Origin of the sequence: Paractinoplanes abujensis (genome assembly GCF_014204895.1) — a bacterium.
In the GTDB taxonomy this organism is placed as follows: domain Bacteria; phylum Actinomycetota; class Actinomycetes; order Mycobacteriales; family Micromonosporaceae; genus Actinoplanes; species Actinoplanes abujensis.
The window spans coordinates 496,429-511,705 of the sequence record NZ_JACHMF010000001.1 but is presented as its reverse complement, the minus strand read 5'-3'; the positions used below and the strand labels follow the sequence as shown (position 1 = coordinate 511,705).

13 protein-coding genes are annotated in these 15,277 nt (G+C 73.2%); 4 read left to right on the top strand and 9 right to left on the bottom strand.

Features of this window, described 5'->3' with window-relative positions:
• Positions 1 to 18 precede the first annotated feature (18 nt).
• Genes BKA14_RS01885 through BKA14_RS01875 form a run of 3 tightly spaced genes read right to left on the bottom strand, consistent with a single transcriptional unit; the run spans position 19 to position 3,631 of the window.
• Positions 19 to 807 (bottom strand): hypothetical protein, encoded by a 789-nt coding sequence (locus tag BKA14_RS01885; protein ID WP_239092900.1) that lies wholly within the window; start codon positions 805 to 807, stop codon positions 19 to 21.
• A 19-nt stretch (positions 808 to 826) separates the two neighbouring features.
• Positions 827 to 1,342, bottom strand: a complete 516-nt coding sequence (locus BKA14_RS01880) for a hypothetical protein (protein WP_184949203.1) — start codon at positions 1,340 to 1,342, stop codon at positions 827 to 829.
• 18 nt (positions 1,343 to 1,360) lie between these two features.
• Positions 1,361 to 3,631: a putative bifunctional diguanylate cyclase/phosphodiesterase gene (locus BKA14_RS01875; RefSeq protein WP_184949202.1), complete on the bottom strand. Its 2,271-nt coding sequence runs from the start codon at positions 3,629 to 3,631 to the stop codon at positions 1,361 to 1,363.
• 224 nt (positions 3,632 to 3,855) lie between these two features.
• On the opposite strand from BKA14_RS01875, the gene BKA14_RS01870 reads away from it, so the two are divergent.
• Positions 3,856 to 4,224, top strand: coding sequence for an Hpt domain-containing protein (locus BKA14_RS01870; RefSeq protein WP_184949201.1), 369 nt, complete (start codon positions 3,856 to 3,858; stop codon positions 4,222 to 4,224).
• On the opposite strand, the gene BKA14_RS01865 is transcribed toward BKA14_RS01870, so the two are convergent.
• The 4 genes from BKA14_RS01865 to BKA14_RS01850 all read right to left on the bottom strand — a co-directional run bounded on the left by BKA14_RS01865 (position 4,221) and on the right by BKA14_RS01850 (position 8,851).
• Positions 4,221 to 5,384 (bottom strand): response regulator, encoded by a 1,164-nt coding sequence (locus tag BKA14_RS01865; RefSeq protein WP_221477201.1) that lies wholly within the window; start codon positions 5,382 to 5,384, stop codon positions 4,221 to 4,223. The two genes, BKA14_RS01870 and BKA14_RS01865, sit on opposite strands and share 4 nt — an antisense overlap.
• Positions 5,385 to 5,452: 68 nt before the next feature.
• A complete protein-coding gene (locus BKA14_RS01860) occupies positions 5,453 to 7,453 on the bottom strand; it encodes a sensor histidine kinase (protein ID WP_184949200.1) in 2,001 nt (666 codons plus the stop codon).
• Between the two features lie 87 nt (positions 7,454 to 7,540).
• The gene (locus tag BKA14_RS01855) at positions 7,541 to 7,963 is read right to left on the bottom strand and encodes a response regulator (protein ID WP_184949199.1); all 423 of its coding nucleotides are present in this window, start codon (positions 7,961 to 7,963) and stop codon (positions 7,541 to 7,543) included.
• 72 nt (positions 7,964 to 8,035) lie between these two features.
• Positions 8,036 to 8,851 carry an SAM-dependent methyltransferase gene (locus BKA14_RS01850; protein WP_184949198.1) on the bottom strand — a complete coding sequence of 272 codons (816 nt, stop codon included), beginning with the start codon at positions 8,849 to 8,851 and terminating at the stop codon, positions 8,036 to 8,038.
• A gap of 60 nt (positions 8,852 to 8,911) precedes the next feature.
• Here BKA14_RS01850 and BKA14_RS01845 point away from each other — a divergent pair, with 60 nt between their 5' ends.
• On the top strand, positions 8,912 to 10,840 hold the full coding sequence (locus tag BKA14_RS01845) for a PAS domain-containing hybrid sensor histidine kinase/response regulator (protein ID WP_184949197.1): 1,929 nt from the start codon (positions 8,912 to 8,914) through the stop codon (positions 10,838 to 10,840).
• A gap of 4 nt (positions 10,841 to 10,844) precedes the next feature.
• Here the strand turns inward: BKA14_RS01845 and BKA14_RS43065 are convergent, their stop codons facing one another.
• A complete protein-coding gene (locus BKA14_RS43065; RefSeq protein ID WP_203722328.1) occupies positions 10,845 to 12,098 on the bottom strand; it encodes an ATP-binding protein in 1,254 nt (417 codons plus the stop codon).
• 107 nt (positions 12,099 to 12,205) lie between these two features.
• Entirely contained in the window at positions 12,206 to 12,712 is a 507-nt protein-coding gene (locus BKA14_RS43480) for a hypothetical protein (protein WP_239092897.1), read from the bottom strand.
• Between BKA14_RS43480 and BKA14_RS43475 the strand changes: the two genes are divergently transcribed.
• Complete coding sequence (locus BKA14_RS43475; RefSeq protein ID WP_239092895.1) at positions 12,707 to 12,988, top strand: hypothetical protein; 282 nt, start codon at positions 12,707 to 12,709, stop codon at positions 12,986 to 12,988. The two genes, BKA14_RS43480 and BKA14_RS43475, sit on opposite strands and share 6 nt — an antisense overlap.
• A gap of 200 nt (positions 12,989 to 13,188) precedes the next feature.
• Positions 13,189 to 14,835 (top strand): PP2C family protein-serine/threonine phosphatase, encoded by a 1,647-nt coding sequence (locus BKA14_RS01830; RefSeq protein ID WP_203722326.1) that lies wholly within the window; start codon positions 13,189 to 13,191, stop codon positions 14,833 to 14,835.
• Positions 14,836 to 15,277: the final 442 nt, after the last annotated feature.

The following is a 15,277-nucleotide window of genomic DNA, read 5'->3' as shown; positions in this document are numbered from 1 at the left end:
CGAAGCGGATGGTCCCTCTTACAGGGGGACCATCCGCGCGGCCAGGGCCACCGCCATCAGGTCGCCCGAGCGCAGCTTGCTCGCCGCCCCGAACGCGCCCAGGCTCTCCAGCCGCTGCGCGGTCGCTTCCAGCAGCTGGTCGTCGCCGCCCAGCAGCCGCTTGGCCACCCGGGCCTGCGTCGGGGTCAGCTCGGCGTACGCGCACTGGTCGAGCGCCTTGATGGTCTCGGCGTCGAGGGTGCCGGCCATCGCCTTGTCCGACACGACGGTCAGCAGCCAGTCCGGCCACCAGGCGTACTTGCCGACGGCCAGGCCGGACTGCACCGCGATCTCGGGGCTCTGCCCGGCCCGGATCAGACGCAGGGCCAGGCCCATGTCGAACCGTTCGAGCCGCAGCGCCTCGACGAACGCCTTGAGGATCGGCGCGGTGCCGACGAACCGTTCGGCCGCGGCGGCGCCCTCGGCGAACCGGCCCCGCAGCACGTGGCAGAGCGCGTACGACTCGGCGATGCCCGAGTCGTCGGCGGCGCGCTGATCGAGCCGCTCGACGGTGGCCTCCAGCCGCTCGATCGCCCGCGCCGCGCGGTCGGAGAGCTCGTTGCTGACCGGCCGGTTGAGGTGGCGCACCACGACGTCGGCGGCCAGTTCGGCCTCGCGCCGCAGCAGCCGCGACGAGATCTTGGGGATGATCTCGTCGCTCAGATGTTCGGTCACCGAGGCGTCGTCGAAACGGTCCGAGACGGTGAGGAACTTTTCCCACCAGGACGCCGGGTGCCCGGCCCGGGCGTTGATCACTCCAGTGCTCACGATCGCTCCGACCCCTTCCTCAGTCGTTTCCCGACGGCCCCCACGGCAGCTCCTGCGGCGCGGCGGCCTCGATCGGGGCCTGCGAATGCCGCGGCGGCGGCCGGTCGGCCACCGTGTGCCAGGCGCCCGACCTGCGGGCCGCGGCCCGGGTGACCATGTGCACCGGCAGCGGCGGCGGTGTGAACGGGCCCGCGCCCCAGCGCACCCAGATCGCGATGCGCCCGGCCGCGGCCTCGGCCAGCAGCTTGTCGACAGTGCGGGGCCGGTCGAGCCGGTCGACCTCGATCGCGATCGGCTGGGCCCCCGGCCGGGCGCAGGCCACGTCGAGCACCGAGTGCCCGCGCAGCGGCGGCGGGAGCGGAAACACACTGGGCGCCCGCCGATAGACCCGCCAGCCCTGGCCCTCGGCCCAGCCCGCGATCGCGTCGATGATCCGGGCCGTCGCCTGATCGTTGGTCAGCTCGGCGAAGTGGACGGCCGCCAGCGCATCGCCCAGCGACTGTGCCGTCCGGGTGCCGTCGTCCGCGGTTTCCATCGCCAAACCCTATGCCCCTCATCGGGCACCGCCCGCCGCCGCGACCGGTTGCCGGCGGGCGAGCAGCTCGGTCATCCGCTCGGGTGGCATCGGCCGGGCCAGGTGATAGCCCTGGCCCAGGTTGTAGCCGAGCTGGAGCAGCCGGTCGGCCTGTTCCTGGCACTCGATGCCCTCGGCCACGGTGTCGAGGCCGAGCGCGCCCGCCAGTTGCACGACGGCGTGCGCCACCGCCTGCCGGGCCTCGGCGGCCGGGCTGCCGGGTTCGTCGAGCTCGATGCCGTCCACGAACGACTTGTCCAGCTTGATGATCGAGACGGGGAAGGACCGCAGCAGGCTCAGCGACGACTCGCCGGTCCCGAAGTCGTCCAGAGCCAGCCGTACCCCCATCGCGTGCAGCTCGTGCAGGGTGCGCGACACCTGCTTGCCGCGCAGCGTCGTCGACTCGGTCAGTTCGAGCACCAGCCGGTCGGCGGGCAGCCCGGTCTCAGCCAGGGCCGCGCGCACGTCGCCGGCGAAGTCCGGGTCGTGCAGCTGCCGCACCGACACGTTGGGCGCGATCTTCTGCATCGCGTCCGGCCCGAACTCGGCCAGCCAGGTCACCGCCTGCCGGCAGGCCTCGCGCAGCACGAACCGGCCCAGCGGCACGATCAGTCCGGTGGCCTCGGCGGCCGGGATGAACTCGTTCGGCGGCACCAGGCCCCGCGTCGGGTGGTCCCAGCGGATCAGCGACTCCACCCCGATCACGCGGCCCGTGTCGAGGGCGACGATGGGCTGGTAGAACAGGCGGAACTCGCCGTCGTCGAGGGCCCGGCGCAGCTCGCCGCCGAGCCGGGCGTGCGCCAGCACCGGCTGTTCCATGCCGTCGTGATAGCGCACCCGGTTCGCCTTGCCGCGCTGCTTGGCGGCGTACATGGCGATGTCGGCGTGCCGCAGCAGCTCGTCCGGCCCGATCCCGGGCGTGGCGGCGGCGATGCCGACGCTGCAGTGGGTGAGCAGGCGGTGCGGCCCGACCGGCTCCGAGAGTGCGTCGATCACGCGGTCGGCGACCGTCTCGCCGTCGGCCTCGGCCCGCGCCAGCAGGACGGCGAATTCGTCGCCGCCGAGCCGGGCCACCAGGCCGTCCGGCCCGGCCGCGCCGCGCAGGGCGGCGGCCACCGCGACCAGCAGCTCGTCGCCGGCGTCGTGCCCGAGGGAGTCGTTGACGGTCTTGAAGTCGTCCAGGTCGACCAGCAGCACGGTGGCGTTCCCGGCGCCGATGGCGGTGTCCAGCCGCTCGCGGAACAGACCGCGGTTGGCCAGGCCGGTCAGGCCGTCGTGGGTGACCTCGTGGCGCAGCCGGTCCTCGGTGGCGCGCTTCTCGCGCATCAGCCGCCGGTTCTCGCGGGTGGCCAGCAGCTGGCGCACCGCGATCAGGGCGGTCAGCACGACGACGGCCACGATGACCACGCGGTCGGTCCAGTCCAGCCCGCCGCTCAGCACCCCGAGCAGGGCGGCGTCGATGGCCAGGACGGAGAGGTAGGGCAGCCACGTGTTGGCGCCGCGGGGGCGGGCGTGGCCCGGGGTCCACTGCCGGTACGCGGCGCCCGCGGCGAGCCCGAAGGCGGCCGGCATGACCACGGCCTGGGCCAGCAGCGTGCCCTCGTCGCCGTAGAAGGCCAGCTGGGCGACGACGGCGGCCACGATGGCGGCCCCGGCCAGCAGCCGCAGCGCCACCCGGTCGACCGGGCCGCCCGCGATGTAGGAGACCTTGACGACCGCGCCCAGGCCGAGCAGGTAGGTGAGGCCGATCAGCGCGAGCGCCTGCCCGCTGTAGTTGTGCTGGTTGGTGACGAGCGGGGCGAGCCCGAGACCCCACATCAGCGCGCCTCCGCTGACCAGGGCGATCGCGCGGTCGATGAGCTGCTTGCGGCGCTCCGGCCGGCCGGTGATGCCGACGGGCACGCGGCCCACGGCCCACATGGCGACCAGGATGCCGAACGCGGCCGGCACGACGGTGCCGGGCCCGATGGTGGGCAGCTCCGGGGAGATGCGGAACGCGCGCACGGCCAGCCAGGCGTACCCGCCGGCGACGCTGGTCAGCGCGATCAGCAGCAGACGCCAGAAGCGGCGGGCCGCCGGGTCGAGCCGGGCGTGGCGCAGCAGCGCGACGACCGACCAGACACCGGCCACCCCGCCGATCGGCATGAACAGGTACGCCACGGCGTCCGGCCCGATCCGGGTCAGGAACCACAGCGCGCCCGTGAGCAGGACGGCGGTGGCGGCCAGCACGTACTTCAGAGGTTCCCGCATGATGGCCACCCCGGAACAATCGGCAGCCGCGGGCGGTGGAGTAGGACTATTCACCGATCTCCGTTCGGCTGTTCGCGGCCCCGGGCGGGGACGCGGGCGAAATCCGGCTGTTCGCGCCCCCGCGGGGACGCGGCGAAGTTCGGCTGTTCGCGCCTCCGCGGGGAAGCGGCGAAGTTCGGCTGTTCGCGCCCCCGGCGGGAACGCGGCGACGCAGGATGGAGCGCATGGAGCGCAGCCGGGAGGACGAGGTTCGCGAGCGGCTGGCCGACATCGCCGGTGACGATCCCGGGCCGGGCGAGCGGGCGCTGCTGGGCCGGTTGGTCCGGTCGTTCCTCGAGAAGAACCCGGCCGGCGTCGACCAGCTGGCCGAGCTGCTGCGCGGCGGTGACCCCGGGATGCTGCGGGAGCACGCGCACGCGCTGAAGGGCTCGGCCACCAACATCGGGGCGGACAGCCTGGCCCGGGTGTTCGCCGAGATCGAGCACGCCGCCCGTGACGGCGTCGTGCCCGATCCCGATCTGATGCTCGGCCGCATCGCCTGCGAGCAGGCGCTGGTCTACCCGGTGCTGGAGAAGATTGCGGCCGAGGGCTAGTACCTTCGTGCGCCCGGCACGGCCAGCACGGGCTCGATGATCTCGATCATGCGGGCGAAGTTGTTGAGCCGGTCCAGCAGCAGCTCGGTGACGATCATGCCGCGGCCGATCAGTACGAGACCGTTGGTGGCCACGATGTCCTCGGCGACGCGCATGCCGGTCTCGAGGTCGACCACGCGCAGGCCGCGAACCTTCTCCTTGACCTGCACGCAACCCTTGACCTTGCGCAGCGCGGAGAGCACGTGCAGAGCGCTGTGGTCGCGGCACTCGAGCACCGTGATCGCGCTCTCCACCTCGAGGCCGCGGCTCTCCAGGGTCTCGAAGTCGATGGCCGTACGGATCACGTCGACCGCGGTCTCGGCCAGCGGGCTCGGGTGCGGCGGCGGGTTGAGGCCGAGCCCGCGGACGATCTGGATGACGTCTTCGAGCATCGGGATGTTCTTGAGCAGCTGCACGGCGACGCCGGGCATGCCGTCGACCATGGCCTGCTCCTCCTCGGTGCAGGGCAGGCCCTTGTCCAGCTTGGCCAGCACGGTCGGCGGCAGGGTGACCGCGCCCAGCTGGGAGGCCATGGCGGCGACCTCGATCTCCCACAGCGCGTCCAGCTGCATCTCGTGGCAGAGCTCGGAGACCAGCGTACGGATGCGGCCGGCCCGGGCGAAGGCGAGCGGGCTGGCCAGCTGCAGACAGCCGAACAGCGCCTGCAGGCTGGTCTTGAGGGTCTTGTCGAGCAGCTGGCGGTCGGCCGTCGAACGCCCGTGCAGCTCCACCGCCTCCTGCACGGTGCTGCGCAGCTCGTCGGTCGGCACCGGCTTGGCCAGGTAGCGGTAGACGCCGCCGTCGTTGATGGCCGCGATGGCCGCGCTCAGGTCGCTCTGCGCGGTGTGCAGCACGCGGGTGGTGTCAGGGTATTCGAGCTGGACCCGGCGCAGCAGCTCGACGCCGTCCATCTCGGGCATGCGCAGGTCGCTGATCACGGCGGCGACCGGGCCGGACGAGGCGAGCAGGCGCAACGCCTCGGCGCCGCTCCCGGCCACGAGCACCTTGTGGTCGCGGCGCAGCTGCAGCGAGAGCGTGTCGAGGATCGCGGACTCGTCGTCCACGAGCAGCACGGTCGGCCTGGTGGCCGCACCGGTCTCCGGCGCCAGCACGTTCGTCATTCTCTCCCCCGCCAAACCGTCCGGATGAAGTCCCTGTACTCGCTTCATCGGACGTTTACCGACGGTGGCTAAGGCCTGGGCGAGATCGGCAACCGGATGAGAACCGTCGTGCCGTGCGGCGGGTGACCGCTGAGGCGGATGGTGCCCCCGTGCAGGTCGACGATCGCCCGGGCCAGGCTCAGCCCCAGCCCTTTGCCCGCGATGCCCTGGTGACGCACGTTGCTGGCGCGATAGAAGCGGTCGAAGACGCGGTCGCGCTCCTCGGCCGGGGTGCCGATGCCGTGGTCGGCCACTGTCAGCTCGGCCATCCCGGCCCGCTCGACCAGCTCGATCTCGACGTCGCCGCCCCGCGGGCTGTACTTGATCGCATTGGCCAGCAGGTCGTCGACCACCTGACGCAGCCGGTGCGGGTCGCCCACCATGGGCAGCGGCTCGTCGCGCTCGTGCCGCAGGCGCACCCCGTTGGCCACGGCGTGCGGCCGGGCCGCGGTCAGCGCCGCGTCCACGATCTGCGCCAGGTCGACCTCCTCGGTGCGCAGCGCCACGTGCCCGGAGTCGAGCCCGGCCAGGTCGAGCAGCGTGTCGACCACCGCGCGCAGGCTGGTGGCGTTGCGATGCACGGCGTCGACCATGGCCCGGCTCTCCTCGTCGAGCCCGGACTGCTCGTCGCCCAGCATCGACGCGCTGGCCACGATCGAGGTCAGCGGGGTGCGCATCTCGTGGCTGACCAGCGCGATGAAGTCGTCCTTGGCCCGCGACAACTGCCGGGCCAGCGCCTCCGCCCGGCGCAGCGCCACGTACACCCCGATCCGGGCCGCCACCCCGTCGAGCAGCAGGGCCAGCAGATCCTCGTGCGGCTCGGGGGCGTCGCCGTAACAGGTCAGCACGCCCAGCACGGTGTCGGCGTCGCGCACCGGCACGGCCAGCACCGTGCGCAGCCCGGCCCGCAGGCAGGCGGCCGCACGGCGGCGTTCCAGCGGGGTGCGCAGGCTGGCCGAGTCGGCGATGTCGGGCACCCAGATCGGCCGGCCCGTGGCCCAGACCCGGCCGGTGATGCCGGACCCCTTGATCGGCGTGAACGTCAGCACCTCCTCCAGGCCGCGGCCCGGCGCGCACCAGCGGCCGCCGACGCTCAGTTCACCGGAGTCCTCGTCGGCCAGCCACAGCTCAGCCGCGGGCCAGCCCAGCGTCGTGCCCAGCGCGGCCAGCACGCCGGGCGCGGCCTCGGCGGCCGAGCCGGCCACGTTCAGCGCCTCCTCGACGGCCCGGTGACAGTCGCGGAACCGTTCGGCCCGGCGCAGCGCGGTGACCTCGCGGGCGACGGCCACGGCCCCGAGGCGGCGGCCGTCGTCGTCGAGGATCGGCTGGGCGGTCGCCGTGATGATCCGCTCGCGGCGCCCGGCCACCCGCACCACCAGGTCGGTGTCGACGCGTTCACCCCGCGCGGCCCGCTGGATCGGCGACTCACGCCACGGGACGGCCCGGCCCCCGGCGTCGAACAGCGCGCCGGTGGCCCGGGTCGGATACAGCCGCGGGGCCGCGTCCGCGGGCAGGCCGATCAGCTCGCGGACGGGCCGGTTGACCACGGCGATGTCGCCGTCGGCGTCGCAGGCGATCACCCCCACCGGCAGGTTGTCGATGAGCGAGGCCAGGAACGAGGCGCTCGCGCCGGGGCTGGCCAGCGCGGTCAGCTCGGTCAGGATGCGGGCGTTCTCGCCGGTCCAGCGGCGGGCGGCGGGGTCGAGGACGGCCAGCGCACCGACCGGCAGCCCGGCCCCGTCGAGCACCGGGACCGCGAGGAAGGACGGCGGGTCCGCCCGCTGCACGGCCTCACCGGCCGAGACGGCCCAGCGGGCGATGTCGGCGTCGGGCGGGCCCTGGCCGCCGGCCAGCAGCACACCCTCGCGGTCGACCAGGGTGAGCTGGGCCTCGGGCGCCTCGAGCAGGCGGGCGGCCAGCCGGGCCAGGGCGTCGGGGGCGAGCGGCAGGGCCGGCAGCGCGTGTTTTGCCGTGCGGACCGCGCCGAGGCGATCCGGATCGGCCAGGACGGTCTCGTCGACCATGACCATGGGTTGCCCGATCAGCCGCGCGGCACGCCCGCGGTCGCGGGCTCGGCTATTTATACCCTACGTCCACATTTATATGTCGCATGACAATCAAGCGGAGACGGGCCACCTCGCCGGACAGGCGCTGCCGGCGCCCTGATGCCCGTGCGGGCCCAGTTCGGTCAGCTCGTTGACGACCTCACGCAGCTTGTCGTTCGGGCAGGGCTTGAGCAGCACCACGCAGACCCCGGCGGCGGTGGGCTCGCCGTCGCCCGGATGCAGGTGACCACTGAGCATGACGATCGGCATGTCCCGCAGTTCGGCGTGCTCGCGGACGGCTCGGGTCAGCTCGAGGCCGTCCATGCGCGGCATCCCCAGATCCGTCAGCAGCACGTCGGGCCGGTGGGCGACCGCCAGCTCGAAAGCCCGCTGCCCGTCCGGCGCGTGCAGCACCGTGTAGCCGGCCCGCTTGAGCAGCCGGGAGAGGATCAGGGCGATGTCTTCGTCGTCCTCGGCGATCAGAACTACCGGCATCTTCGCTCCGCGGGATCGGGGCCACTTCCCCTCAGCATGCGCGCAATAAGTCACTGATGTGCTGATTTAACGTTATGGCTTGCGAGCCACCCCTACGAGGAACGCCGACTCCGCGGTGCCGCTCTCGCGCCGGCGGCCCGGCACCGAACACCACTCGCCGAACGTCTGCAGCCCCGGCCCGAGGACCGGCCAGTCGCCGAACAGCACGGCCGCCTCGGCGGCGTCACGCGTCGCGAGCGGGGCGGTGGTGTTGTTGTAGATCCGCCGCACCTGGTCGATCTGCGGTGAGCCGCCCTTGCGGCAGGCGTGGGTCAGCGCCAGCAGGCTGCCCCGCGGCACGGCGTCGCGATAAACCGCGAGCGCCTCGGTCAGCCGTCCGGTGTCGGGGATGAAGTGGGCCACGGCCACCATCAGCAGGCACACCGGACGATCAAGAGCGAGCAGACCCCGTACGGGCGGGGAAGCCAGCACCTGGTGGGCGTCGAGCAGGTCGGCGTAGAGGACGTCGGCTCCCGGATCACCGTCGGAGCGCAGGCGGCCGTGCACGAAGGCGACCGGCTCCACGTCCACGCCCACCACCCGGCAGCCCGGCCGCACCCGGCGCGCCACGTCGTAGGCGTCACCGGCCGACGGGATGCCGCACCCCAGGTCGAGGTACTGATCGATGCCCGCCTCGTCGGCCAGGCGGACGGCCTCGCGCAGGAACTGCCGGTTGAGCCGCAGGATGGCCGGCAGCTCGGGCATCACCGACTGCGCCGCGGCCGCGGCCTGCCGGTCGGCGGCGAAGTTGTGCCGTCCACCCAGCAGGAAGTTGTAGATCCGGGCCACGCTGGGACGCTGAGGATCGACCTCGGGCAGGACTGTCGCCTGCTCCCCCAGCACGCTCACGGGGCCAGCCTAGGCAAAGCGGTACGACCAGCTCGCCGAAATCGCTAACGTGGTCCTGTTATGGGCGAAACGTACGGATCGACGCGGCAGGCCGAGTCGGCGCACCTGCCGGACGCGGCCGTGCGCTCGGCCCACGACGCGATCTGGACGGTCAGCCCCGACTTCACCGTGCTCTCGTGGAACCCGGCCGGCGAGGCGCTGCTGGGCTGGCCGGCCGGCGAGATCGTCGGGCGCAGCGCCGACCTGCTCGTCCCGCCCGACCGGCGCGGCGACCAGCGCGAGATGATGACGCTGCTGGCCGCGGGGGCCCGCCTGGAACGCTTCCGGACCCAGCGCCGCCACCGCGACGGCCGCTGGGTCCTGGTCACGCTCACGATGTCGCCGCTGATCGAGGACGACCACCTGCTCGGGTTCACCGTGATCGCCCGCGCCGTCGGCCCGCGCGAACGGCTCGAGTCGAGCCTGCAGGCGCTGCTGGAGGCCGCGCCGGACGCCTTCGTCGGCATCGGCGACGACGGGCGGATCGTGCTCGCCAACACCCAGGCCGAGCAGCTCTTCGGCCTGACCCGCACCGGGCTGCTCGGCCGCCCGATCAACGACCTGCTCACCCCGGCGCTGCCCGGCACTCCCGGAGCCGAGCCCGGCCCCGAGGCGGCGCCGACGCTGGCCCACCGGATGGACGGCGCCACGATCCCGGTCGAGGTGTCGATGAGCCTGCTGCCCACCGACGAGGGCCGGCTGCGCTGCGCGGTGGTCCGCGACATCACCGAAAGGGTGCGCGCCCAGGAGGGCCTGCGGCAGCTGCAGGCCGAGGCCGAACGGGCCCGGATGGAGGCCCAGCTGCAGCGCACCCAGCGGCTGGAGGGTCTGGGCCAGCTGGCCGGCGGGGTCGCGCACGACTTCAACAACCTGATCGCGGTGATCGCCAACTACGCGACGTTCATCGCCGAATCGGCCACCGATGCCGGGCTCGACGAGATCGCCGGCGACGCGGCCCAGATCTCCAAGGCCGCCCAGCGCGGGGCCGATCTCACCCACCAGCTGCTCGCGTTCGCCCGGCGCGAGGTCGTGCGCCCGCGCCCGCTCGACATCAACGACGTGGTGACGGACATCGAGCAGATGCTGCGCCGGTCCATCGGCGAGCACATCACCCTCTCCGTACGGCTCACGGCCGACCTGCCCGCGGTCACGGCCGACCCCGGGCAGCTCGATCAGGTGCTGGTGAACCTGGCCGTCAACGCGCGCGACGCGATGCCGCGCGGGGGTGAGCTGACCATCGAGACCGAGCCGCTGCAGGTCGACCGGCACTACGCGTCGGGTCGCCCGCACCTCAACCCCGGCCGGTACGTACGGCTGCGGGTCAGCGACACCGGCACCGGGATGCCGCCCGAGGTGATCGAGCGGGCGTTCGAGCCGTTCTACACGACGAAGCCGGCCGGGCAGGGCACCGGGCTCGGGCTGGCCACCGTCTACGGCATCGTGACCGCGGCCGGGGGCGATCTCAACGTCTACTCCGAGCCGGGCATGGGCACCACGTTCACGATCCTGCTGCCGACCACCGATGCCGCACCCGCCGCCCTCACCCGCGACGAGACCGAGACCGATGCCGGGCAGACCCGCCGGGCCACGATCCTGGCCGTCGAGGACGAGCCCGCCCTGCGCGGCGTGCTCAACCGGATCCTGCTCGGCGCCGGGCACGAGGTGCTGATCGCCGCGGACGGCCCGGCCGCGCTGGCCCTGGCCGAAGCGCACGAGGGCCCGATCGACGTGCTGCTGACCGACGTCGTCATGCCACACATGCTCGGGCGCGACCTGGCCGAACGCTTCGCCGCGGTGCGGCCCGGGGCCAAGGTGCTGTTCATGTCCGGCTACGCCCGGCCCGTGCTCGCCTCGCAGGGCACGCTGGCACCGGGGGTCACCCTGGTCGAGAAGCCGTTCAGCAAGGCGCAGCTGCTCACCGCGATCCAGAAGGTCCTGGACGAGGCCTGAGGCCTCAGTTGTAGCGGTGCTCGCCGGCCGTCATGAAGTCGTCGAGCATGCGGGCCAGTCCGTTGAGCGACGCCGCGGGCAGCACTTCGCCCGCCGCCTGCCGGAACGCCGCGTCGCCCAGGGCCGCCCGCAGCCGGCTCAGCTCGGCCAGCTCGATCGGCGCGTCCGGCGACCCCAGCGCCAGCTCGGTGGCGAAGGCCCGGCAGTGCAGCGCGACGGCGGCCGGCAGCCGCCCGGTCAGCGTGCACACCAGGCCCAGCCGGTGCAGGCCGGAGGCCATCCCGGCCCGGTTGCCGAGTTCGGCGTCGACCGCGAGCGCGTGCCGCAGCTGACGCTCGAGCTCGGCCGGGCCCGCGCCGTCGCTCTCACCGGCCGTCAGCCCGAGCCGCTGCCAGCCGGCCGGACCGGCCCGCTGCCCGAGCCGTTCGTCGATGGCCAGCGCCCGGCGGTGATGCCCGGCGGCGTCGTCGGCGTCGCCCAGCCGGTGCGCGGCGTCGCCCGCCCGATACGCGTGATAGCGCACTTCGAGCAGTTCCTGCACCAGCACGTCGTCGACGGTGGTGGTCATCGCCTCGGCCAGCGGCCCACCCCGCCTGATCCACTCGGCCGGGTCGCCGATGCCGTTCTCGGCCAGCACACCCTCGAGCCGCTCGGCCACGTCGGCGAAACCGGCCGTGCCGTGGCAGAGCAGCGTGTCCAGATATTCCAGCGCGCGCGGATGACCCCCGCAGCACGCCCATGCCCGCTCCCGCTGGGCCGCGTCGAGCGTGCCCAGGCCGGGCAGCTGAGCCATCAGCAGGCAGGCGTCGTCGCTGGTGAGCGGGCCCAGGCGCAGCTCGGTCAGGCGGTGGTGGCCGCGGCCGGGCAGGGCGATCGGATGCCGGCTGGTGATCACGAGCCGGCGCGGCCGGGGCTCGCGGACCCAGGCCGTCAGGAACCCGGCCAGCGCGGCGTCGACCGGTTCGGCCCGGCCCCCACCACCGGTGACCGGCACGGTGGCCAGGTCGTCGACGACGAGGGTGACCGGTTCCGTGATCACACGGGGCTCACCGAGCGCGATCACCACCTCGTCGGCCGTGGCGCTGCCCGGCACCCGTACGGTCAGAGCACCCGGCAGCTCCCGGTCGAGCCGGCGCAGCAGCTCGGCGACCAGGCGGCTCTTGCCGACGCCGGCCGGACCGTGCACCACGAGCCCGGGACGGCAAGCGCCGCCGAGCAGCTCACGCAGCTCGGCCTGGCGTCCCACGAACTCGGTCACGCGACGGCCTCCCGTCGGAGCGCGGCCCCGGGCGAGCCGCGCACTTACCGACGGTAAGACCCCGGCGCACGTGAGTCCATAACCCAGCGTGCCCGGTTTCCACGGAATCAGCGCTTGGTGCGCTCATCCTCCTCGGATTCCACAGCATCTTCCTCGCTGTGGCGCTGCGCGGGGACGGCCTCGTCGGCCTCGGCCGCGCCGTGCCGCGGGCCCGCCTTCTCGGCGCCGGCCTCGTCGAGCTCGCCTTGCACCTGCGGCTGGTCGACCCAGAGGGCCCGCAGCTGACCCTGCATGAAATTGGTCAGGCGCGCCCGGTACTCCCGGTCGAACTGCTCGAGCGCCTCGATCTGCTGCTGCAGCGCCTCCCGCTTGGCGCCGAGGCTGCCCACGACGTCGTCGTAGCGCTGACGGGCCTGCAGGTTGAGGTGATCGGCGGTCGCCTGGGCGTCCTCGGCGACGGTCTCGGCCTGCGAGCGGGCGTCGGAAACGATCTTCTCGGCGTTGCGCCGCGCCTCCTCCGTCCGGGCGTGCGAGTCGCGGGCGATCTGCTCGGCGGCGGCGCGGGCGTCGGTCAGGATCTTCTCGGCCTCGCGGCGCACGTTGTGCGCGTGCACCTGCGCGTCCCGGGCGACCTGCTCGGCGGCGGCCAGCGCATCCGTACGGATCTTGTCGGCCTGGTGGTGGGCCCGCGCGACATGCTCCTCGGCCGTGCGCTGGGCCAGGGTCAGCACCTGCAGGGCCTGATTCTGGCCGGGCTGGCCGGGCTGGCCGGGCTGACCCGGCTGCGCGGGCTGAGCCGGGGCCGCCGCCTGACCGGCCGCCGGCGCCTGCGGCTGCTGGCCCGGCTGCGGCGCGACGAGAGCGTGTTCGGAGGTCTGGCTGTCCGCTGACGTCCCATTGAGCAGCACTTTGACACGATCCTTCATGCGGTTGTCGGACATTGAAGACCTCCGTTTTTGCGGACCCGGGGATACGCCCACTCGCACGGGGCTGGCGTGATCCGCGGGATGCTATCAAGCTCAACAACGGATTAGCGAGGGGCTGCGGTGCGTCACCGTGGGCCCGCATCGACGACCACTACGCTGAGCGCATGGCCGACGAGGACGTCGCCCGCGTCGTACGGGAAATGCTGTCAGTCATCCCCGCCGGATGCTCCTGGCTCGTGCCCGTGACCGGCACCGACGGGGTCGTGCGGGACTTCCGCATCGCGGCCGCCGGCGGCCGGGGCGACGACATCTACCACCGCGGCCCCAGCCGGATCGACGGGCTGCTGAGCGACCTGTACCCGGCGATCGTCGGCGGCGAGTTGTGGCAGATCTACCTCGACGTCCTGCGCACGGGTGAACCGGCGCACCTGACCGACTTCCGCTACGACGAGAAGAAGGCCGGGGTGGTCGCACATTCACTCTTCGACGTGACCGTCCACCGGGTGCTCGACGGACTGCTCGTCTGGTGGCAGCGGCTCGACGAGGACCGCCGCCGCATGCAGAACACCGAACTGCTGGGCAGCCTCGGCTGGTCCGAGTACGACCTGATCACCGGCGAGACGCAGTGGTCGCCCGGGATGTACCGGATCTTCGGCCGCGACCCCGCCCTGGGCCCGCTCACCCGAGTCCAGCAGGCGGCGGCGATGCTCGGCGACGACCGCGGGATCGCCGAGACGGCCTGGCAGACCCTCGACAGCGGCGCCACCTCCGACGTGACCGTGCGGTTCCGGATCGGCCCGGACGTCAAACACCTGCGCGTGCTCTCCGACGTGGTGACCGACGCCACCGGCCGCCCCCTGAAGATCAACGCGGTGGTTCAGGACGTGACGGCCCGCGAAGACTCCCGTACGGCCATCGACCGCCTGCGCGACCAGCTGCGCACCCGCGAGATGACCGCGCTGGCCGAACACCGCCTGGCCGGCCAGCTCCAGCAGCTCATCCAGCCGGTGCCGCACGAACCCCTGTCCCTGCCCGGGCTCAGCGTGCTGGTCAACTACCTGCCGGCCGGCAACACGATCCAGGTCGGCGGCGACTGGTATCACGCCGGCCCGCTCGACGACGGCCGTGTGGTGCTGGCCGTGGGCGACGTGGCCGGCCACGGCCTGGGCGCGGCCAACGGGATGGCCCACCTGCGGTTCGCGCTGATCGCGTGGCTGTCCATCGGCGTCCACGACCCGGCGGTGCTGCTGAGCCACCTCAACCAGCTGTCGGTCCGCCTGCACCTGACCGGCACGTCGGTGATCTGCGTCCACGACCCGGCCACCCACACCCTGACCTGGTCCCGAGCCGGCCACGCGGCGCCGCTGCTGGCCCGCGACGGGCAGGCCTCGGCGTTGCCCCTGGCCCGGGGGATGCTGCTGGGGGCCGACCCACAGGCCACGTACGAGTCGCTGTGCCTGCAGGTGGCCCCGGGCGACATGCTGCTGCTCTACACGGACGGCCTGGTCGAACGCCGCACCGGGCCGCCGCTGCTCCCCCACGTAGTCGACCTGCTGGCCGCCGCCTGGGCCCGGACCGCCTCGGCCCGGACCGCCTCAGCCCGGACCGCCTCAGCCCGGACCGCCGCACCCCCGCCCGACTCAGCCGCCACCACCCCGCCCTCGCCCGGCTCAGCTGCCACCACCCCGCCCCCGGCCGGCTCAGCCGCCACCGCCCCGCCCCCCGACGCAATGACCGTCCTGGTCAGGGGCTTGACGACACCGAGCCCCGACGACGACACCTGCACCCTGCTGATCACCGTCGAGCCATAGTCGTCCACAGCCCCCGCACCTTCGGGTTCTCCACGAGCGACAGCCGCATGGTCCGCCGCCAGGGCGGGAGAGCCGGTCGATCAGTTATCACTCCCGGCGACGGGCCCCAGCGGGAGTGGCGGCTGATCCGCCCTTGGACGGGAGGCTCCGAGCCGGGCTCGCGAGTTCTCGCGCGAAAGTCCGGGCCGCCCGATCCCAACGCGGAAAGACCGGCTGATCGAACCCAATGCGGAAACACCGAGCTGATCGACCCCAACGCGCAAACACCGAGCTGCCCGATCCCAACGCGCAAACACCGAGCTGATCGACCCCAACGCGGAAACACCGAGCTGCCCGATCCCAACGCGCAAACACCGAGCTGATCGACCCCGGGAAAGACGGGCCGGCCACCCCGCGCGGAGCCCGTGCTCGCGAAATCCGCCCAGAAGCAGCTGGTAACGCC